Genomic DNA, 20,330 nt, shown 5'->3' with positions numbered 1-20,330 from the left:
GGTTCGTGGAAGTGACGCTGCTCGGTACCGGTGCCCCCGCGGGTCTGCCCCGCCCCGACTGTCCCTGCGCGGCCTGCGCGGCCTCGCTCGGCGTGGCCGCGCGGGCGGCGACCGCGGTGCTCGTGGACGGCTCGCTGCTGCTGGACCTGACGCCGGGTGCGGCGTTCGCCGCCGCCCGTGCCGGGCGTTCGCTGGCCGGCGTACGGCAGGTGCTGCTGTCGCATCCGCACGACGGGCCGCCCGTCGAGGTGCCGGCCGGGCTGCCGCAGCCCGGCCGGGTGCCGGACGGACGGGAGTGGACGCTGCTGACGGGGCATCGGGTGCGGGCGGTGGCGATGGACGCGCCGGGCACGGGGTACGCGGTGACGGGACCGGACGGGCAGCGGCTGCTGTACCTGCCGCCGGGGGGCGCGCCGGCCGGTCTGGAGGACGGGGCGGAGTCCGCCGAGCGGTACGCCATGGTCCTCCTGGACGTCGTGGGGCGGCCGGACGCGCTGGCGAAGCTGCGGGCGGTGGGCGCGGTGGGGCCGACGACCGACGTGCTCGCCGTGCACCTGGACCACGACGTGCCGCCGGGGCCGGAGTCGCGGCGGCGGCTCGCGGCGGCGGGGGCCCGGGCGGTGCCCGACGGGTCGACGCTGACGGTGGGGGCGTACGAGGACGTGCCGGACGTGCCCCGGCGGACGCTGGTGCTGGGCGGAGCCAGGTCGGGCAAGTCGGTGGAGGCGGAACGGCGGCTGGAGTCCTTCCCCGGCGTGCTGTACGTCGCGACGGGCGGTTCGCGCGGCGGGGACACCGAGTGGGCGGAACGGGTCCTGGCGCACCGGGAGCGGCGGCCGGGTTCGTGGCGTACGGCCGAGACGTGCGACCTGGTGCCGTTGCTGGGGACGGACGGTCCCGCGCTGCTGATCGACTGTCTGTCGCTGTGGCTGACGGACGCGATGGACGCCGTGGGGGCGTGGGACGACGCGGTGTGGGCGGACGGGGGCGAGCGCGCGCTGCGGTCCCGGGTCGTGGGGCTGGCGGCGGCCGTGCGGGAGACCCGGCGGACGGTCGTGCTGGTCTCCAACGAGGTCGGCTCGGGCATCGTCCCGGCCACGGCGTCGGGGCGGCGGTACCGCGACGAGCTGGGGCGGTTGAACGCGGCGATCGCGGCGGAGTGCGAGCAGGTGGTGCTGGTGGTGGCGGGGCAGGCGGTGGTGCTGCGGGGGTGAGACGGGCGGGGCGAACGCGAAGGGGGAGTTCCGGCTCGCGCTCACCCCTTCCGGGCGATGAGCCGGTAGGCGTTCGAGAAGCGGGTGCGGCGCAGGAGCGGGGCCAGGGTGTGGTCGAGCACGGTCGCCGTCCGCACCAGGGCGGTCGCCCCGCGCAGGAGGCCGGGGTGGTTCGGCGGGACGGCGCGGGCCAGGGACAGGGAGAGCGCCGCCGACAGGTCGTAGGGGAGGTGGGGGGCGCGGCGGTCCGCGGTGAGGACGGTGCAGCCCTGGCCCTCCAGTTCCGTGCGGAGGTTGGGCAGCGGCATCAGGTGTACGTGGCGGGGCTGGCCGTGCGGCAGCCACCACTTGCCGAGGAGGGCGGCGAACGCGCTGCGCGGGTCGGGGACTTCGAGGAGGAGGTGACCGCCGGGGCGCAGGACGGTGAGGGCGGCGCGGAGTTCCTCGCGGGGGTCGTGGGTGTGCTCCAGGTGGTGGAGCATGCTGACGACGTCGTAGCGGGCGCGCAGGCGCGCGGTGACGCCCGGGGTGGTGAGGTGCCCGACGTGGGCCTCCTCGACACGGCCCGCAAGCCTCGCCCGTTCCACCGTCGGGGTGGGGTCGAGGCCGTCGAACGCCGTGTACGGGAACATCTTCCGCGCGGCCTCCGGGAACAGGGCGTGGCCCGTGCCCACGTCCAGCCAGCTCTCCGGCTCCCCGAACGGCAGCATCGTCCGGGCCACGGCCCGCAGACGGCGGCGGCGGGTGCGGACCGCGAGGACGCGGTCGGTGAGGGCGCGATGGGTGGGCACCGACGGGAACTCCTCCTCCGGGCCGCGCCGGTAGAGGGCGAGCCCCTCCGGGGTCAGGCGGGGATTCTGGAAGGCGTGGGCGCAGTCCCGGCACTCGTCGACGATGAAGGTGCCCGGTCTGTGGTGCAGCAGGTCCGGAGCGCGCAACCGGGCGCGCAGGCGTCTGGAGCCGCACCAGGGACAGTCGTCGCGGCGCGGCTCGTGGATGGGCCTGGGGGGCATGAGCGGCTCCGGTGGGAGGGCGGGCGAACCATGCGGCAATCCGTAGCAAAACGGAACGTATGGGATCACGGTGGTGGGTGCAAAGACGCCGTGCGGACGGGGTGGCGGTGTGGCGCGGAACCGTTCGTTCGGTGCCGGTACTGTTCGGCGAATGAGCTCGCTTAATCTCGACGACTTCACCGATCTGATCGAGCGCCCCGACGGCGGGGTGCGGCGCGACGCGGAGGCGTACCGGGACCGTCGGATCGTCCCGGCCGGGGCGCTGGGGCGCCTCGACGACCTGGGTGAGTGGCTGGCGGCGGCGCAGGGCGCGGTGCCGGTGCGCCCGGTGGAGCGGCCGCGGGTGGTGCTGTTCGCCGGCGACCACGGGATCGCCGCGCTCGGCGTCTCCGCCCGGCCCGCGGGCGGCGCCGGGCAGCTGGTGCGGGAGGTGCTGGAGGGCGGCCGCCCGTCGGCGGTGCTGGCGCGCCGGCTCGGGGTTCCGGTGCGGGTCGTGGACATGGCGCTGGACTGCGAGCCGGACGCGTTCCCCGAGGACGTCGTACGGCATCGGGTACGGCGCGGCAGCGGCCGTATCGACGTCGAGGACGCGCTGACCGCCGAGGAGGCCGAGGCCGCCTTCCTGGCCGGGGTCGCCGTCGCCGACGAGGAGGCCGACTCCGGTACGGATCTGGTCGTGCTCGGGGATGTGAGCGTGGGCGGCACCACGGCGGCGGGCGTGCTGGTCGCCGCGCTGTGCGGGACCGACGCGTCCGTGGTGACCGGGCGGGGCGGGGAGGCGATCGACGACCTGGCGTGGATGCGCAAGTGCGCGGCGATCCGCGACGCGCTGCGGCGGGCCCGGCCGGTGCTCGGGGACCAGTTGCAGCTGCTGGCGACCGTCGGGGGCGCCGACCTGGCCGCGATGACGGGCTTCCTGCTCCAGTGCGCCGTACGGAAGGTGCCCGTGGTCCTGGACGGGGTCGTGACGGCGGCCTGCGCGCTGGTCGGGCAGCGGATCGCCTTCCGGGCGCCCGACTGGTGGCTGGCGGGGCAGCGCAGCGGCGAGCCGGGGCAGGCCAAGGCGCTGGACCGGATGGCGCTGGAGCCGCTGCTGGACCAGGGCGTGACCGTGGGCGAGGGTGCGGGCGCCCTGCTCGCGCTGCCCCTGGTGCAGGCCGCGGCGGCGCTGGCCGCCGAGCTGCCGGAGAAGCAGGCGAAGCCCGAGACGCCGGACGAGCCCGAGGAGTCGGAGGAGCCGGAGGCGGCCGCGGCGACGGAGGAGTAGAAGCAGGAGGCGGCGGAGGAGGAGCAGGAGGCCGCGGCGACGGAGGAGAGGAGCAGGAGGCGGCCGCGGTGGCGGTGCCGGGGCAGGGGCGGCACCGAGACGGAGGAGCCGGAGCGGGGGCGGCACCGAGACGGAGGAGCCGGAGCGGGGGCGGCACCGAGACGGAGGAGCCGGAGCGGGGGCGGCACCGAGACGGAGGAGGACAGGGGGACCGGAGGCAGCCGGGGGCCAAGGCATCGGAGGCGTCCTCGGCGTTCTGACCGGAGCCGCGCGGGCGTGGGCCGGACGGCCGACGGGGCGGCACCGGCGGAGGCGGCAAAAGAGCGGTTCGCCGGATCGGCGCCCATATGATCACATGTCATGGGAGATGTCCGGATCGCTTCCCGTCGGGCCGCCGCCTTCACCGTCTGGTATCTGCGGGCCGTCGCCTTCGTCAACCTGCTCAGCGCGGTATGGGTCTCCCTGGGGCAGGACGTGCGCCGGCACAACCAGGCCGACTTCTTCACCCCCTACCTGCTGACGGCCGGGTTCGCCCCCGGTGTCTTCACCGCGTTCCTGGCCGTCACCATGCGGCGCCGCAAACGGGCCGCGTGGATCCTCAACCTCGGGCTGAGCGGCGCGTTCCTCGCGCTGCTCGGCCCCGCCATGGCGTTCCCGGAGATCCGGCGGTATCCCCAGAACTGGGTCTCCCTCGCCCTGACCGCCGCCTTCGTCGCCGCGCTGCTCGTCGGACGCGCGGAGTTCTACGCCAAGGGCGACCGCGCCAATCCGAGGCTCGCCGCGGCCGTCGGCGCCGGCGGGCTGCTCGGCGCCTCGCTGCTGGCCGCGCTGCTGGTGACCCTCACCGACCGGGCCCCCGGACCGTCCACCTTCCTCGACCGCTGGCGCTACGGCGCGCTGCGGCTGGTCTCGGTCGCCGACGACCACCTGTTCCCCGGGATCTCCCCGCCCACCTGGGTCGACGTCGCCGTGAACGTCCTCAGCACGCTCCTCGTCCTCGCCGTCCTGTACGCCGCCTTCCGCTCCCGGCGGGCCGTCGACCCCCTCACCGCGGACGACGAGAAACGGCTGCGGGAACTGCTCGACCGGCACGGGGAGCGGGACTCGCTGGGCTACTTCGCGCTGCGCCGGGAGAAGAGCGTGCGCTGGTCGCCCACCGGGAAGGCCGCCGTCGCCTACCGGGTGGTCGGCGGGGTGTCCCTGGCGTCCGGGGACCCGCTCGGGGACCCCGAGGCCTGGCCCGGGGCGATCGGGCCGTGGCTCGCCGAGGCCCGCTCGCACGGCTGGATCCCGGCGGTGATGGGGGCCAGCGAGGAGGCCGGGACGGTCTACGCCCGGCACGGGCTGGACGCCCTCGAACTCGGCGACGAGGCGGTCGTGGAGGTCGCCGAGTTCACCCTGGAGGGGCGGGCCATGCGGACGGTCCGGCAGGCCCACAACCGGGTGCGGCGGGCCGGGTACGCCGTACGCGTCCGGCGGCACGAGGACATCGCCGCCGACGAGACGGCGTACCTGGTGCGGCGCGCCGACGAGTGGCGGGACGGGGCGACCGAGCGCGGGTTCAGCATGGCGCTGGGGCGGCTCGGGGACCCGGAGGACGGGCGGTGCGTGATGGTCGAGTGCACCGACGCCGAGGGCCGGCTCAGGGCCCTGCTGTCCTTCGTTCCGTGGGGGCCGCACGGGCTGTCGCTCGATCTGATGCGGCGGGACCGGGACTCCGACAACGGACTGATGGAGTTCATGGTCATCGAGCTGCTGCGGCGCGCCCGCGGCCTCGGCGTCACCCAGGTCTCGCTGAACTTCGCGATGTTCCGGTCGGTGTTCGAGCGCGGCTCCCGCCTGGGCGCCGGGCCGGTGCTGAGGCTGTGGCGGTCGCTGCTCGGCTTCTTCTCCCGGTGGTGGCAGATCGAGTCGCTGTACCGCGCCAACGCCAAGTACCGGCCCGCCTGGGAGCCCCGCTTCCTGCTCTTCGAGAAGAGCGCGGACCTGCTCCGCATCGGCCTGGCGTCGGCGCGGGCGGAGGGCTTCCTGGAGCCGCCGGCGCCGGCCGGGCGACCGCGCCGTACCCGCCTGGCGGCCCGCCGGTGAACCCGCTCGCCCTCTGGGCCCGCACCGAGTGGGGGCCGCTCGGCGCCGCCGTGCGCGGGCCCCTCGTGGCGCTGCGGTGGCGGGCGGTCCCGATGACGCTCGGGGCGGTGTGCCTGACGGCGGCCCTGCACGTCGTGCAGAACCAGAGCTGGGGCCACGCGTTCGTGCGGTCCGTGGGTGTGGTGCGGGCCGGGGACCCGCTGGGGGCGGCCCTGCTGCGCACCCCGCTGTCGCTGTTCGTGCCCGCGCCGGACCTGCCGGTCTGGGGCGCCCTCGCGCAGGTCCTGTGCGTCTTCGGCCTCGCGGAGATCTGCCTGGGCCGGCGGCCGACCCTCCTCGTCGCGTACGCCGCCACCCTCGCCGGCTCGCTGTACGCGCGCGTGGGCGTCGCCCTCGGCCCGGGCCGCCTCCTGGGCCTGCCCGCCTCCGACGCCCAGGTGGTCGACACCGGCCCCTCGGCGGCGGTGGTGGGTCTCGCGGTCCTCCTCGGCCACCGGTACCACGCGCACGCCACGGCCGGCGCGGTCGTCGTGGCGATGGTCGTCGAGGTGCTCCTGAAGGCGAACCTGGCCGGCAAGGAGCACCTGGCGGCCATCGCGGGCGTGGTGGTGGGCTGCGGGGTCGTACGGGCGGGACGGCGCGGCCCGCGGGCGGTGCCGCCGGGGCGCGGGGCGGCGCGGCGCCCCTGACGGGCGGCTCCTCGCAGGCGCGCGGGGGGATCGCGAGACGGTGGGGACAGGCCCCTTCGTCACCGCCTTGGTGCCACCTGGTGCTCGCCTGGCGCCCGGCGCCCGCCGCGCACCGGCGGCACGCCTGGTGCCCGCCGCGCACCCGCGGCACCCGGCACACCCTCACCGCACACCCTCACCTCGTCTGGCACGCCTTCGCCCCGCCCCCGACGAGCGCCCTCACCCCGCCCGACGAGCGCCCCGCCCCGCCCGGCGAACGCCCTCACCCCCGCCCGGCGGAGCGCAGCTCCGCGTCCGTCTTGCCGCCGAGCCAGTCCCCCACCACCCGCCTCGGCCGCGCCCACCGCCGGTCGTGCCGGTAGGCGCGCAGCGCCGCCCTCGCGCGCGCCCGGGGGCGCCGGCGGTAGAAGCGGCGGGCCCACCAGGAGCCGGGGCGGGCGAGGCGGACGAAGCCGATCAGGCCGACGAACGGGACGATCACGCTGAAGATCGCCATCCGGCCCTTGCCCTTGCTCAGGACCGCCAGGGCGAACAGGAAGTTGAGCACCACGGTCGAGATCACGCTCCCCCGGTCCTGCCGCTCGTCCGGGCTCACGTCGTTGACGCCGAACGGCGAGAAACCCACCAGGACGAGCCCCACCAGGGCGGCCGTCAGGACGACGACCTCCACGCTCTTGCGGCCCGCCTCCGTCCAGTACACGTCGTCGAGGTGCAGGACCAGCGCGAACTCGTCCAGGACGAGCCCGGCGCCGACGCCGAAGACGATCGCGAAGGCGGCCGAGCCGAAGCCCTGCCGGCCGCTCGCCACCGCGCCGAACCCGCCGAGCACGGTCAGGAGGACGCCCGGGACCACGTGGTGGACGTGCAGTCCGCCCGCGCTGACGTTGCCGAACGGGCCCCGGCCGGCGCGGATCAGACGGGTGACGGCACGGGTGACCAGGAAGGTCAGGACGAAGGCGGCGAGGGCGAGGAGCAGCGGGAGCTTGCCCGGCTCGACGATGTTCCGCTGCACCCAATGCCCCATAAGCGCATTCTCATCCCCGTCTCCCGGAGGTGCCCGTCCGACCTCCGGGTAACCTGCGCCGGTGTCCACGACCCCGCCTCCCCCGCTCCCCGCGCCCTCCCGTCTCGACGGACTCCGTTTCGCCTTCGGCACGCTCACCGTGCTCCCGGTCCGGGTGACCCGCTGGGACCGGCGGGCCGCGCGCGGCGGCATGCTCGGCGCCCCGGTGGCCGGGCTGGTCGTCGGCGGCTGCGCGGCCGGGGCCGGGCTGGCGGCGCTGCTGCTGGGCGCGGGCCCCCTGCTCGCCGCCGTCGCCTCCGTCGCCGTACCCGCCGTACTCACCCGTGGGCTGCATCTCGACGGGCTGGCCGACACCGCGGACGGGCTGGGCAGCGGCAGGCCCGCCGAGGACGCGCTGCGGATCATGAAGCAGTCGGACATCGGGCCGTTCGGTGTGCTCACCCTGGTCCTCGTCCTGCTCGCCCAGGCGGCGGCGCTGGCGCAGCTGTACGGCGCCTCCTGGGCGCGCGGCGCGCTCGCCGCCGTCGTCGCGGCGGTCGCGGGGCGGCTGGCGCTCACCCTGGCCGCCCGGGCCGGGGTCGGCGCCGCCCGGCCCGAGGGGCTGGGGGCGGCCGTGGCCGGGGTGGTGCCGGTGCGGGCGGCGTGGGCCGCGGTGGCCGCCGTCACCGCCGCCGCGGCGGCCGCCGGCGCGCTCATCGGCCCGTACGACGCCGTCCGCACGGCCCTCGCCGTCGTCCTCGCCCTGGCCGGCGCCGAACTCCTGCTGCGCCGCTGCGCACGGCGCTTCGGCGGGGTCACCGGCGACGTCTTCGGCGGCCTGGCGGAAACCGCGACGACGACGGCGCTCGTGGCACTCTGCCTGGGCGGCTGAACCCCGCCCCACGAACCACCCCGTCCCCCGGACCACCCGCCCCACGGACCACCCGTCCCCGGACCACCCCGTCCCCCGGACCATCCCGCGAACCGCCCGCGCTGCGGGTCACCCGCCCCCCGGTCACTCGCCCGCCCGGCCACTCGCCCGCCCTGCCGCCCGGTCACTCGCCCGCCCTGCCGCTTGCCCGCCCGGCCCGGACAGCCCCGCAGGACACCCCGCGAGACGATCCCGGCGGGTCGCGTCCAGGACGGCCCGGCGGATCACCCCCGAACCCGACGGCCCGGCGGATCACCCCCGAACCCGACGGCCCGGCGGATCACCCCCGAACCCGACGGCCCGGCGGATCACCCCCCGAACCCGACGGCCCGGCGGATCACCCCCGAACCCGACGGCCCGGCGGAACCCCGCGAACCCGACGGCCCGGCGGATCACCCCCGAACCCGACGGCCCGGCGGAATCCCGCGAACCGGACGGAAGCGGGCCGCAGGCCGGAAGCGGGCGCGCCGGTGCCGGGGGGTCCGACGGCACCGCCGGTCACCGGGACCCGCCCGAGCCGGCGTCCCCGACGCCGCCATGCCGACCCGGCGCGTGTGACTCGAGTCATGGGGTGCGAGGATCGGGCCGTGGCCACGACGCCAACCGACAGGTGAGGACGCGTGTGCGTGAGCGATTGCACACGCGCGCGTACGCTCGTTGCGGGGTTCGCCGTGCCGGTTCGCCGCGCCGGTGCGGCCGGCCTCGGTTGCGACCGCACCCTCGACCCGGATCCAGGGTCGGCTGTCGGGCCCGGTCGACCCACACATTTCCGGCCACAGCAACTTCACATCGGAAGCGAGAATTCACCACCGTGACTGCTCTCACTCTCAGCACCGCCGCGGCGCCCGGCCTGCGGGCCGACGCGATCGTGATCGGTGTCGCCAAGGGCACTGCACCCGGCTCCGGTGACCTGGTCGTCGCCCCGGGCGCCGAAGCCGTGGACAAGGCCTACGACGGCCGGCTCGCCGGCGTCCTGGAGACCCTCGGCGCCACCGGCGCCGAGGGCGAGGTGACGAAGCTGCCCGCCCCGGCCGGCTTCAAGGCACCGCTCGTGCTGGCGGTGGGGCTGGGCGGGGAGCCCGAGAAGGACACCTCGTACGACGCCGAGGCCCTGCGCAGGGCGGCCGGCGTGGCCGCCCGCACTTTGACCGGGACCAAGAAGGCCGCCTTCGCCCTGCCGCTGGCGGACGGCGCCGGGGTCGGCGCGGTCGCCGAGGGCGTGGTGCTCGGCGCGTACTCCTTCGACGCCTACAAGAACAGCGCCCAGAACGCCGCGAAGGCGAAGAAGGGCAAGGCGCCGCTCGCCGAGGCCGTCCTGCTCGGCGGCAAGCCGCGCGACGCCGCCCACAAGGCCGCGCTCGCCCGCGCCGCCGCCGTCGCCGAGGAGCTCAACCGCGCCCGCGACCTGATCAACATGCCGCCGAACGACCTCGACCCGGAGGCCTTCGCCACCCTCGTCCAGGCCGCGGCCAAGGACCACGGCATCAAGGTGCAGGTCCTGGACGAGAAGGCCCTGGCCAAGGGCGGCTACGGCGGCATCCTCGGCGTCGGCTCCGGTTCCGCGTCGGCCCCGCGCCTGGTGAAGCTGACGTACACCTCGTCCAAGGCGAAGAAGCACCTCGCCTTCGTCGGCAAGGGCATCACCTACGACTCGGGCGGCATCTCGCTGAAGCCGGCCGGTCACAACGAGACGATGAAGTGCGACATGAGCGGCGCGGCCGCCGTCTTCGCGGCCGTGGTCGCCGCGGCGCGCATCGGCCTGGAGGTGAACGTCACCGGCTGGCTGGCGCTCGCGGAGAACATGCCGTCCGGATCCGCCACCCGCCCGGGTGACGTGCTGCGCATGTACAGCGGCAAGACGGTCGAGGTCCTCAACACCGACGCCGAGGGCCGGCTGGTGCTCGCCGACGCCCTGTGGGCCGCCTCCCAGGAGAAGCCGGACGCCATCGTGGACGTCGCCACGCTGACCGGCGCGATGATGCTGGCGCTGGGCAACCGCACGTTCGCCGTCATGGCGAACGACGAGGCGTTCCGCTCCACGGTGTTCGAGGCCGCGGAGGAGGTCGGCGAGCCGGCCTGGCCCATGCCGCTGCCCGAGCACCTGCGCAAGGGCATGGACTCCTCCGTCGCCGACATCGCCAACATGGGTGAGCGGATGGGCGGCGGCCTGGTCGCCGGCCTCTTCCTGCGGGAGTTCGTGGGCGAGGGGATCGCCTGGGCGCACCTGGACATCGCCGGCCCGGCGTTCAACGAGGGCGGCCCCTTCGGCTACACGCCCAAGGGCGGCACCGGTACGGCCGTGCGGACGCTGGTGCGCCTCGCGGAGCTGACCGCCGCGGGTGATCTCGGCTAGCTCCTCCGGAGCGGGGGACTGTGCGCCTGGTCACTCGGGTCGTGTCCGTTGCGCAGCGGGTGCGAACCGTATGTGGCTGGTCGCGCGGTTTCCCGCGCCCCCGGCGGGACCGATTCCCCCCGTCACACGTGAGCGTGGGGCGTCTCACACCCCGGCCCCGCGTCCCGTCCGCCTCCCGCAGGTGCGAAGATGGGGCTCGGCAGGACAGGGCCCCACCACAGGGCCGAACGAAGAGCGGCCGGACACCAGCCGCCGACCGGTCACCGACGACCGGCGTGGCGCACATGCATGGAGGACGTGACGTGGCGAACGACGCCAGCACCGTTTTCGACCTAGTGATCCTCGGCGGTGGTAGTGGCGGTTACGCCGCGGCCCTGCGCGGGGCGCAGCTGGGCCTGGACGTCGCCCTGATCGAGAAGGACAAGGTCGGCGGCACCTGCCTGCACCGGGGTTGCATCCCCACCAAGGCCCTGCTGCACGCGGGCGAGATCGCCGACCAGGCCCGCGAGAGCGAGCAGTTCGGCGTCAAGGCCACTTTCGAGGGCATCGACATCGCCGGGGTCCACAAGTACAAGGACGGCGTGATCTCCGGCCTGTACAAGGGCCTCCAGGGTCTCGTCGCCTCCCGCAAGGTGACGTACATCGAGGGTGAGGGCCGGCTGTCCTCCCCCACCTCCGTCGACGTGAACGGTCAGCGGATCCAGGGCCGCCACGTCCTGCTGGCGACCGGCTCCGTGCCGAAGTCGCTGCCGGGCCTGGAGATCGACGGCAACCGGATCATCTCCTCCGACCACGCCCTCGTCCTGGACCGCGTGCCGAAGTCCGCGATCATCCTGGGCGGCGGTGTCATCGGCGTGGAGTTCGCCTCCGCGTGGAAGTCGTTCGGCTCGGACGTCACCGTCATCGAGGGTCTGAAGCACCTCGTCCCGGTCGAGGACGAGAACTCCTCCAAGCTTCTTGAGCGCGCGTTCCGCAAGCGCGGCATCAAGTTCAACCTGGGCACCTTCTTCTCGAAGGCCGAGTACACCGCCGACGGCGTCAAGGTCACCCTCGCCGACGGCAAGGAGTTCGAGGCCGAGGTCCTGCTGGTCGCGGTCGGCCGCGGCCCGGTCTCCGCCGGTCTCGGCTACGAGGAGCAGGGCGTCGCGACGGACCGCGGTTACGTCCTGGTCGACGAGTACATGCGGACGAACGTCCCCACCGTCTCCGCCGTCGGCGACCTGGTCCCGACGCTCCAGCTCGCGCACGTCGGCTTCGCCGAGGGCATCCTGGTGGCGGAGCGTCTGGCCGGTCTGAAGACCGTCCCGATCGACTACGACGGTGTCCCGCGGGTGACGTACTGCCACCCGGAGGTCGCCTCCGTGGGCATCACCGAGGCCAAGGCCAAGGAGATCTACGGCGCGGACAAGGTCGTCGCTCTGAAGTACAACCTGGCGGGCAACGGCAAGAGCAAGATCCTCCAGACCGCGGGCGAGATCAAGCTCGTCCAGGTCAAGGACGGTGCCGTGGTCGGCGTCCACATGGTCGGCGACCGTATGGGCGAGCAGGTCGGCGAGGCCCAGCTGATCTACAACTGGGAGGCGCTGCCGGCCGAGGTGGCCCAGCTCATCCACGCCCACCCGACGCAGAACGAGGCACTCGGCGAGGCTCACCTGGCCCTCGCGGGCAAGCCTCTCCACGCGCACGACTGACCCTCGGTCGCAACACGTCGAAGCGACGACACAGACTTCCGCAATTCGTAAGGAGCAACCGAAACCATGGCGGTTTCCGTAACCCTTCCGGCGCTCGGTGAGAGCGTCACCGAGGGCACTGTCACCCGCTGGCTGAAGGCCGAGGGCGAGCGCGTCGAGGCCGACGAGCCGCTGCTCGAGGTCTCCACCGACAAGGTCGACACCGAGATCCCCTCCCCGGCCGCCGGCATCCTGGCCTCCATCAAGGTCGCCGAGGACGAGACGGTCGAGGTCGGCGCCGAGCTGGCCGTCATCGACGACGGCACCGGCGCGCCCGCCGCCGCTCCGGCCCCGGCCGCCGAGCAGGTCGCCCCGCCGGCCCCCGAGCCGGCCCCGGCCGCCCAGCCGTCCGCCGAGCAGGCCGCCCCGGCCCCGGCTCCCACCGCCGAGGCCGCCGCCGGCGCCGGCTCCGCCGAGGGCACGGACGTCGTCCTGCCCGCGCTCGGCGAGTCCGTCACCGAGGGCACCGTCACCCGCTGGCTGAAGTCGGTCGGCGACAGCGTCGAGGCCGACGAGCCGCTGCTCGAGGTCTCCACCGACAAGGTCGACACCGAGATCCCCGCGCCCACCTCCGGTGTGCTGCTCGAGATCACGGTCGGCGAGGACGAGACCGCCGAGGTCGGCGCCAAGCTCGCCGTCATCGGCGCGCCGGGTGCCGCTCCGGCGGCCGCCCCGGCCCCCGCGGCCCCGGCTCCGGCGCCCGCCGCCGCTGCCCCCGCTCCGGCCGCGCCCGCCGCTCCGGCTCCGGCTCCGGCCCCGGCTGCTCCGGCCGCCCCGGCCGCCCCGGCCGCCGCCGCTCCGGCCCCGGTCCAGCCCGCCGCCCCGGCGCCCGCGCCGGCCGCTCCGGCCCCGGTCACCCCGGCCCCGGCCGCCGCGGCGCCCGTCGCCGCGCAGGCCACCGACGAGGGCGCCTACGTCACCCCGCTGGTGCGCAAGCTCGCCGCCGAGAGCGGCGTCGACCTGGCGTCCGTCAAGGGCACCGGCGTCGGCGGCCGCATCCGCAAGCAGGACGTCGTCGCCGCGGCCGAGGCCGCGAAGGCCGCCGTCGCCGCCCCGGCTCCGGCCGCGGCCGCCCCGGCCGCCGCGAAGAAGGCCCCGAAGCTCGAGGTCTCTCCGCTGCGTGGCCAGACCGTCAAGATGCCGCGCATCCGCAAGGTCATCGGCGACAACATGGTCAAGGCCCTGCACGAGCAGGCCCAGCTGTCCTCGGTCGTCGAGGTGGACGTCACCCGCCTGATGCGCCTGCGCGCCCAGGCCAAGGACTCCTTCGCCGCGCGCGAGGGCGTCAAGCTCTCCCCGATGCCGTTCTTCGTGAAGGCGGCGGCCCAGGCGCTGAAGGCCCACCCGGTCATCAACGCCAAGATCAACGAGGCCGAGGGCACGATCACCTACTTCGACTCCGAGAACATCGGTATCGCGGTGGACTCCGAGAAGGGCCTGATGACCCCGGTCATCAAGGGCGCCGGCGACCTGAACATCGCCGGGATCGCCAAGGCCACGGCCGACCTCGCGGGCAAGGTCCGGGCGAGCCGGATCAGCCCGGACGAGCTGGCCGGCGCGACCTTCACCATCTCCAACACCGGTTCGCGCGGTGCGCTCTTCGACACGATCATCGTGCCGCCGGGCCAGGTCGCGATCCTCGGCATCGGTGCCACGGTCAAGCGTCCGGCCGTCATCGAGACGGAGGAGGGCACGGTCATCGGCGTCCGCGACATGACGTACCTGACCCTGTCCTACGACCACCGTCTGGTGGACGGCGCCGACGCCGCGCGTTACCTGACCGCGGTCAAGGCGATCCTGGAGGCGGGCGAGTTCGAGGTCGAGCTCGGCCTCTGACCCGTCGGCCCGCACCGGGCCGGGACCCCGACGACGTCGGGATCGCACGGCACGCCTCCTGGCCGTACGGCTGTACGGCGCCCCCGTTCGGAGCCCTCGGGCCTCCGGGCGGGGGCTCCGCGCGTTTCGGCGTCGTGTAAGTCTCGTCTCACCTGCGGGAAAGCACCCCCAGCGCCCCTCCGGGAGCAGCCGTCGGCCTTATTGTCTAAACGTCAAACGCCCTAGGGGCCGATGGGCGGCCCCTCCCTAAGGAGCCCTCATGACCGCGCCCGTCGTCCACTCGCTGCGCGAACAGATCCGCGAGCACATCGTGGAGGGGATCGTCAGCGGGCGCTGGAAGCCGGGCGAGCGGATCGTGGAGCGGCGGATCGCCACCGAGCTGGAGGTCAGCCAGACGCCGGTGCGGGAGGCGCTGCGCGAGCTGGAGTCGCTGCGGCTGATCGAGTCCGCGCCGAACAAGGGCGTACGGGTGCGCAACCTGACCGCCGCCGACCTGGAGGAGAGCTATCCGGTCCGGGCCGGTCTGGAGGCGATCGCGGCGGAGCTGGCGGCGCAGCGGCTGGCGGAGGACTGCTCGGCGCTGGAACCGCACGTGGCGGCGCTGTACGAGGCGGACCTGGCGTCGGACGGCACGGCCCAGGTGCGGCACACCGTGGGCTTCCACCGCGAGCTGGTCCGGGCGGCGGGCAACTCCGTCCTGCTGCACACCTGGGAGGGTCTGGGCATCGAGGTCTTCACCGCCCTGTCGATCCGCTGGCTGGGGACCGTCCAGCAGTCGTACGCGGAGGAGCACGAGGAGCTGGTGCAGGCGTTCCGCCGGCGCGACCCGAGGATCGCGGAGCTGGTCAAGGCCCACGTCCTGGGCTGCGCACCGCGGCACGGGGGCGAGTAGACGGGTCCCCTCGCCCTTCCCACCGACCAGACGGGTCCCTCGCCCTTTGCCACCGACCACCGGCCACCGGCCCGGTGCGGCGCTGTGCTGCGCCGCACCGGGCCGGTGGCCGCTCCGGTCACTCCGGTCGCACCGGTCGCACCGGCCCGGTCACTCCGGCGCACCCAGCTCCTGAAGCCACCCCCTGGGACACCCCTGGGACCCCCTAGGACACCCCTGGAACCCCCTGGGAACACCGGAGCGCGCCCGCGCTCAGACGCCGCCCCACCTGCGAAAACCGCCGATTTCGGCGTCACCCGGTGCCACCGGGGAAGGCACCGCGTGCCTATTTTCTCGTTATCGAGAGATTTTGTCCCTCAACCCTTTGATCGATCATCGATCAGGGGGTTACAGTCACCGACGGGCTTGCCACCCAAGCCCCCGCCCTGTCCTGCCAAAGACCTAGGGCACCCCCGAACCCTTGCAGATGAGGGAACCCCCTTCGACTGAGGAAGGCGGCGACATGACCGACCCCAACGCCATCCAGCCGAGCGCGCTCGACCAGCTTCCCGACCGTGACCCGGAGGAGACCGCCGAATGGCAGGCCTCACTGGACGCGGTCACCAAGGCGGCCGGGCCGCACCGTGCCGCGTACCTGATGCGGCGCACGCTGGAGCGTGCCGAGGGCAACGGCATCGCGCTGCCCAAGCTGCTCGAGACCGACTACGTCAACACCATCCCCACCGCCGCCGAGCCCGCCGTACCGGGTGACGAGGCGATGGAGACCCGGATCACCGCCTGGAACCGCTGGAACGCGGCCGCGATGGTCACCCGCGGCGCCAAGTACGGCGTCGGCGGCCACATCGCCACCTTCGCCTCCGCCGCCTGGCTGTACGAGACCGGCTTCAACCACTTCTTCCGGGGCAAGGAGGCCGACGGTTCGGGCGACCAGCTCTACATCCAGGGCCACGCCTCCCCCGGCATCTACGCCCGCGCCTTCCTCGACGGCCGGCTGAACGAGAGCCACCTGGACAACTTCCGCCAGGAGGCGGGCGGCAACGGCCTTCCGTCCTACCCGCACCCGCGGCGGCTGCCCTGGCTGTGGGAGTTTCCGACGGTGTCGATGGGCCTCGGCCCGCTCTCCGCGATCTACCAGGCGCGCTTCAACCGCTACCTGACCAACCGCGGCATCAAGGACGTCTCCGCCTCCCACGTGTGGGCGTTCCTCGGCGACGGCGAGATGGACGAGCCCGAGTCGACGGCGGCCCTCGCGCTCGCCGCCCGCGAGGAGCTGGACAACCTCACCTTCGTCATCAACTGCAACCTCCAGCGCCTCGACGGCCCGGTCCGCGCGAACTTCAAGATCGTGCAGGAGCTGGAGGCGCAGTTCCGCGGCGCCGGCTGGAACGTGGTCAAGACGCTGTGGGGCACCGCCTGGGACGAGCTGTTCCGGCTCGACACCACGGGCGCGCTCGTACGCCGTCTGCGCCAGGTACCCGACGCGCAGGTGCAGACGTACCAGACCCGTGACGCCGCCTACATCCGCCAGGACTTCTTCGGCGCCGACCCGGCGCTCGTCGAGATGGCGAAGCTGCTGAGCGACGACAAGATCCTCGAGTGCTTCCACCTCTCCCGCGGTGGTCACGAGGCGCGCAAGGTCTACGCCGCCTACCGTGCCGCGCTGGCGCACAAGGGCGCGCCGACCGTGATCCTGGCGCAGACCGTCAAGGGCCACACCCTCGGTGAGGGCTTCGCGTCGAAGAACGCCAACCACCAGATGAAGAAGCTGTCGGTGGACGAGTTCAAGACCATGCGCGACCTGCTGGAGCTGCCGATCTCCGACGCGCAGTTCGTCGACGGGGTCGTCCCCTACGGCCACCCCGGCGCCGACTCCCCCGAGGTCCGCTACCTCCAGGAGCGCCGCGCGGCCCTCGGCGGCCCGGCCCCGGCCCGCCGGGTGCACCCCGTCGCCCCGCTGCCCGCCCCGGCGGAGAAGGCGTTCGCCTCCTTCGACAAGGGCTCCGGCGCGCAGAGCGTGGCGACCACGATGGCCTTCGTCCGCCTGGTCAAGGACCTGGTCCGCGACAAGGAGAGCGGCAAGCGCTGGGTGCCGATCGTCCCCGACGAGGCGCGCACCTTCGGCATGGAGAGCCTCTTCCCGTCCCTGGGCATCTACTCGCCCAAGGGCCAGACGTACGAGCCGGTCGACCGCGACCAGCTGATGTACTACAAGGAGGCGAAGAACGGCCAGATCCTCAACGAGGGGATCACCGAGGCCGGCTCGATGGCCGACTTCATCGCCGCCTCGACGTCGTACGCGACGCACGGCGAGACGATGATCCCGTTCTACATCTTCTACTCGATGTTCGGCTGGCAGCGCACGGCCGACCAGATGTGGCAGCTCGGCGACCAGCTCGGCCGCGGCTTCCTCGTCGGCGCCACCGCCGGCCGCACCACGCTGACCGGTGAGGGCCTCCAGCACGCCGACGGCCACTCCCCCGTCATCGCCGCGACCAACCCGGCCGCTCTGACGTACGACCCGGCGTTCGCGTACGAGATCGCCGTCATCGTCAAGGACGGTCTGCGCCGCATGTACGGCGAGGCGGCCCCGGGCGAGGACCCGAACGTCTTCTACTACCTGACCGTCTACAACGAGCCGATGCCGCAGCCGGCGAAGCCGTCCGGGCTCGGCATCGACGAGGGCATCGTCAAGGGCCTGTACCGCTTCAACACGGCGGAGTCGGCGGCGCTCGCCCCGGCCGCCAACGCCCCGCGGATCCAGCTGCTGGGCTCCGGCACGGCGATCCACTGGGTGCTCCAGGCGCAGCGGCTGCTCGCCGAGGAGTGGGGCGTGGCCGCCGACGTGTGGTCCGCGACCTCCTGGACCGAGCTGCGCCGCGACGCGCTGGAGGCCGACGCGGCCCTGCTGCGCGGCGAGGAGCGGGTGCCGTACGTCCGTCAGGCGCTCCAGGGCGCCGAGGGTCCGGTGCTGGCGGTCACCGACTACATGCGGCAGGTCCCGGACCAGATCGCGCAGTGGGTCGAGCAGGACTACTCGTCGCTGGGCGCCGACGGCTTCGGCCTGTCGGACACCCGTGAGGCGGCCCGCCGTCACTTCGGCGTCGACGCGCAGTCGGTCGTCGTCGCGGCCCTGGCCCAGCTCGCGAAGCGCGGCGAGGTCAAGGCGACGGCGGTGAAGGAGGCCCGGGAGAAGTACGGGCTGTAGTCACCGAGGGTCCTGAGGTTCCCGAGGTTCCGGGGAAGGGGTACGGCGGCCGCCGTACCCCTTCCCCGTTTCCGTACCGGCGGGCCGATCGGTCCGGGCGGCATCACCGGGTGTGGGATGCCGGGTGCGGTGGGTGCGGGTACTCCGGGTGCGGGGTGCCCGTGCAGGCAGGATGCTGGGACGCGTGATGGACGAGACGGAGTTCTGGGAGCTGGTCGACGCCACGCGGGAGGCCGCCGGGGGTGACCCCGAGGAGCAGGCCGACCTGCTCCTGGACCGGCTCCTGCGGCTGGAACCGGACATGGTCCTGGACTTCGCCCGTCACTTCGAGGCCCGCTACAACCGGGCGTACACCTGGGACCTCTGGGGCGCCGCCTGGGTGCTGCTCGACGGGGCCAGCGACGACGCCTTCGACTACTTCCGGTGCTGGCTCATCGGGCAGGGCCGTGAGGTCTACGAGGGGGCCGTGCACGATCCGGACGCGCTCGCGGACCTGCTGGGCGACTTCGACGAGGAGATCGACGGCGACGGCGAGGAGCTGGGCTACGCGGCCGACGAGGCCTACGAGCAGCTCACCGGGACCGTCGCCCCGGACCTGGGGATCGCGCCGGCCCCGGCGGAGCCCGAGGGCACGCCGGTCGACTTCGAGCAGGAGCGGGCGCTCGCCGAGCGGTACCCGCGGCTGTGGGAGCGCTTCAAGGAGTGAGTCCGGCCGCCCGAGCCGGCCGCCCGAGCCGGCCGGGCTCAGGCCGCGGCGCGGCGGCGGGTGGTGGCGTCCGCCGGGATGTACGCCTGCTGCTTCGAGGCCTCGGCCGTGTGGTGCAGCGGCGCGTTGTTGGCCTGCTCCAGGGCGGACGCGGTGGCCGCGGCCGGCCCCAGGACGACCGCGGCGACGGCGCAGACCACCGTCCACGGGCTGCGGACGGCCCGGGTCCAGCCGGTGACCCGCGCGGCGGTCCCGGCGGTCGTCCGCGTGCTGCCCTCCGTACGACTGCTGTTCATGGTCCCCGCCTCCAGTCGGTTCTGTTCGTGTTCGTACTCGACGGTAGGACGCGGTGATGGGAGGAGTCTGAACGCCGTCTAAGGCGTTCCTGTGAACGCGCGGGCCGTCCGGGGCGTGCGGGCCGTCCGGGCCGTCCTGCCCTGGAGCCGGGCGGCCGTCTCCCGGATCTCCGGCAGGCGGGCGCTGAGGGCCGCGCCGGGGCAGCTCGTCATGAAGCCGTCCTTGTGCCCGGCGAGGGCGGGCAGGGCCGCGGTGGCTCCGGCGGCGTACCGGCTGTGGCTGTTGCTGGAGGTCAGGCGGACGTCGGCACGCGGGTCGACGCCGGAGAGGCCGAGTTTCCAGGCGGCGACGGCGGCGATCGCGTCGACCATCGCCTGCGGGACCGGCATGCCCGCGGTGAAGGTGCCGAGCGCGGCGACGCCGGCCGTGCGGTGGTTGAAGCCCTGGGTGTGCGCGCCGGTGACGGGGCGCTCGAGGCCGCCGGCCCGGCCCTCGTAGACGGTGCCGCAGCGGTCGACGATGAAGTTGTAGCCGATGTCGTCCCAGTCGCGGACGCCGGTCTGGCCCGCGTACAGGTGGCGGATGATGCGGGGCGCGTCGGCGCAGTCGTAGCCGTTGGGCGAGTCGGTGTGGTGGACGAACACGGCGACGACCCGGTCGTCGTAGCGCGGGGGCGGCTGTGCGCGCCGGGAGAGCTCGGCGAGCCAGGCCGCGCGGGGCACGATGCGGGGCCGGGCGGCGGTGTGCGGGTTCGCGGGGCGGTTCCCGGACGGCGGGGCGGTGCGGGCGGCCAGGGCCGCCGTGGCGGTGCGCTCGACCCCGTGCGCGCACAGCGCCAGGGCCGCGCCGGCGGAGAGGCCGGGCAGGCAGGCCAGGAGCACGAGCAGGGGGCCCGGCACCGGGCGCCGCGCCCGCGTCTCCCGCGCGCGGCGGAGGACCTGTCGGATGGCACGCATGGTGCCCACTGTCGGCCGGTTCCGCTCCCCCCGCGATGTGTGCTGTGCCACCTGGCGGAACCGATGTCCCGTTCCGCGGCGTTCTCGGGGTACGGGCACGCGGGGCGGGCCGGTCCGGACACGCGGGTGCGGGCGGTCACGCGGATGGGT

15 protein-coding genes are annotated in these 20,330 nt (G+C 74.4%); 11 read left to right on the top strand and 4 right to left on the bottom strand.

Features of this window, described 5'->3' with window-relative positions:
- The first annotated feature begins 5 nt into the window (after positions 1-5).
- Positions 6-1,214: a bifunctional adenosylcobinamide kinase/adenosylcobinamide-phosphate guanylyltransferase gene (locus ACIP67_RS09935; RefSeq protein WP_401690127.1), complete on the top strand. Its 1,209-nt coding sequence runs from the start codon at positions 6-8 to the stop codon at positions 1,212-1,214.
- Positions 1,215-1,255: 41 nt separating this feature from the next.
- Here ACIP67_RS09935 and ACIP67_RS09930 read toward each other — a convergent pair whose 3' ends face one another.
- The gene (locus ACIP67_RS09930; RefSeq protein ID WP_401690124.1) at positions 1,256-2,227 is read right to left on the bottom strand and encodes a class I SAM-dependent methyltransferase; all 972 of its coding nucleotides are present in this window, start codon (positions 2,225-2,227) and stop codon (positions 1,256-1,258) included.
- A gap of 151 nt (positions 2,228-2,378) precedes the next feature.
- On the opposite strand from ACIP67_RS09930, the gene cobT reads away from it, so the two are divergent.
- The 3 genes from cobT (at position 2,379) to ACIP67_RS09915 (ending at position 6,271) form a co-directional block, all read left to right on the top strand.
- Positions 2,379-3,494 (top strand): nicotinate-nucleotide--dimethylbenzimidazole phosphoribosyltransferase, encoded by a 1,116-nt coding sequence (cobT, locus tag ACIP67_RS09925; RefSeq protein WP_401690121.1) that lies wholly within the window; start codon positions 2,379-2,381, stop codon positions 3,492-3,494.
- Between the two features lie 360 nt (positions 3,495-3,854).
- Positions 3,855-5,582, top strand: coding sequence for a phosphatidylglycerol lysyltransferase domain-containing protein (locus tag ACIP67_RS09920; protein ID WP_401690118.1), 1,728 nt, complete (start codon positions 3,855-3,857; stop codon positions 5,580-5,582).
- Positions 5,579-6,271, top strand: a complete 693-nt coding sequence (locus tag ACIP67_RS09915; protein ID WP_401690115.1) for a hypothetical protein — start codon at positions 5,579-5,581, stop codon at positions 6,269-6,271. The genes ACIP67_RS09920 and ACIP67_RS09915 overlap by 4 nt, the downstream gene beginning before the upstream one ends.
- 262 nt (positions 6,272-6,533) lie before the next feature.
- On the opposite strand, the gene ACIP67_RS09910 is transcribed toward ACIP67_RS09915, so the two are convergent.
- On the bottom strand, positions 6,534-7,295 hold the full coding sequence (locus ACIP67_RS09910) for a hypothetical protein (protein ID WP_401690112.1): 762 nt from the start codon (positions 7,293-7,295) through the stop codon (positions 6,534-6,536).
- Between the two features lie 61 nt (positions 7,296-7,356).
- Here ACIP67_RS09910 and ACIP67_RS09905 point away from each other — a divergent pair, with 61 nt between their 5' ends.
- The 7 genes from ACIP67_RS09905 to ACIP67_RS09875 all read left to right on the top strand — a co-directional run bounded on the left by ACIP67_RS09905 (position 7,357) and on the right by ACIP67_RS09875 (position 18,927).
- Complete coding sequence (locus tag ACIP67_RS09905; RefSeq protein ID WP_401690109.1) at positions 7,357-8,166, top strand: adenosylcobinamide-GDP ribazoletransferase; 810 nt, start codon at positions 7,357-7,359, stop codon at positions 8,164-8,166.
- Positions 8,167-9,016: 850 nt separating this feature from the next.
- Positions 9,017-10,558, top strand: coding sequence for a leucyl aminopeptidase (locus ACIP67_RS09900; protein ID WP_401690107.1), 1,542 nt, complete (start codon positions 9,017-9,019; stop codon positions 10,556-10,558).
- A gap of 302 nt (positions 10,559-10,860) precedes the next feature.
- A complete protein-coding gene (gene lpdA, locus ACIP67_RS09895; RefSeq protein WP_401690104.1) occupies positions 10,861-12,249 on the top strand; it encodes a dihydrolipoyl dehydrogenase in 1,389 nt (462 codons plus the stop codon).
- A gap of 66 nt (positions 12,250-12,315) precedes the next feature.
- A complete protein-coding gene (gene sucB / locus ACIP67_RS09890; protein ID WP_401690101.1) occupies positions 12,316-14,124 on the top strand; it encodes a 2-oxoglutarate dehydrogenase, E2 component, dihydrolipoamide succinyltransferase in 1,809 nt (602 codons plus the stop codon).
- A 259-nt stretch (positions 14,125-14,383) separates the two neighbouring features.
- A complete protein-coding gene (locus ACIP67_RS09885; protein WP_401690098.1) occupies positions 14,384-15,016 on the top strand; it encodes a GntR family transcriptional regulator in 633 nt (210 codons plus the stop codon).
- Between the two features lie 502 nt (positions 15,017-15,518).
- Positions 15,519-18,221 (top strand): pyruvate dehydrogenase (acetyl-transferring), homodimeric type, encoded by a 2,703-nt coding sequence (gene aceE / locus ACIP67_RS09880; RefSeq protein ID WP_401690095.1) that lies wholly within the window; start codon positions 15,519-15,521, stop codon positions 18,219-18,221.
- Positions 18,222-18,408: 187 nt separating this feature from the next.
- Positions 18,409-18,927 (top strand): DUF4240 domain-containing protein, encoded by a 519-nt coding sequence (locus ACIP67_RS09875; RefSeq protein ID WP_401690320.1) that lies wholly within the window; start codon positions 18,409-18,411, stop codon positions 18,925-18,927.
- A gap of 38 nt (positions 18,928-18,965) precedes the next feature.
- On the opposite strand, the gene ACIP67_RS09870 is transcribed toward ACIP67_RS09875, so the two are convergent.
- Positions 18,966-19,223 (bottom strand): hypothetical protein, encoded by a 258-nt coding sequence (locus ACIP67_RS09870; RefSeq protein ID WP_401690092.1) that lies wholly within the window; start codon positions 19,221-19,223, stop codon positions 18,966-18,968.
- Between the two features lie 78 nt (positions 19,224-19,301).
- Positions 19,302-20,105, bottom strand: a complete 804-nt coding sequence (locus ACIP67_RS09865) for a peptidoglycan recognition protein (RefSeq protein WP_401690318.1) — start codon at positions 20,103-20,105, stop codon at positions 19,302-19,304.
- Positions 20,106-20,330 lie beyond the last annotated feature (225 nt).

The sequence above is a fragment of the Streptomyces sp. NPDC088812 genome, assembly GCF_044750285.1.
Classification (GTDB): Bacteria; Actinomycetota; Actinomycetes; order Streptomycetales; family Streptomycetaceae; genus Streptomyces.
Note: the sequence above shows the minus strand (reverse complement) of the source record. Positions and strands in the feature narration are given on the sequence as shown.

Bases quoted from the DNA above. Each gene is read 5' to 3' on its own strand.
- ACIP67_RS09930 (WP_401690124.1), bottom strand. From the start codon at position 2,227: ATGCCCCCCAGGCCCATCCACGAGCCGCGCCGCGACGACTGTCCCTGG.
- cobT (WP_401690121.1), top strand. From the start codon at position 2,379: ATGAGCTCGCTTAATCTCGACGACTTCACCGATCTGATCGAGCGCCCC.
- ACIP67_RS09920 (WP_401690118.1), top strand. From the start codon at position 3,855: ATGGGAGATGTCCGGATCGCTTCCCGTCGGGCCGCCGCCTTCACCGTC.
- ACIP67_RS09910 (WP_401690112.1), bottom strand. From the start codon at position 7,295: ATGGGGCATTGGGTGCAGCGGAACATCGTCGAGCCGGGCAAGCTCCCG.
- sucB (WP_401690101.1), top strand. From the start codon at position 12,316: ATGGCGGTTTCCGTAACCCTTCCGGCGCTCGGTGAGAGCGTCACCGAG.
- ACIP67_RS09885 (WP_401690098.1), top strand. From the start codon at position 14,384: ATGACCGCGCCCGTCGTCCACTCGCTGCGCGAACAGATCCGCGAGCAC.
- aceE (WP_401690095.1), top strand. From the start codon at position 15,519: ATGACCGACCCCAACGCCATCCAGCCGAGCGCGCTCGACCAGCTTCCC.
- ACIP67_RS09875 (WP_401690320.1), top strand. From the start codon at position 18,409: ATGGACGAGACGGAGTTCTGGGAGCTGGTCGACGCCACGCGGGAGGCC.
- ACIP67_RS09870 (WP_401690092.1), bottom strand. From the start codon at position 19,223: ATGAACAGCAGTCGTACGGAGGGCAGCACGCGGACGACCGCCGGGACC.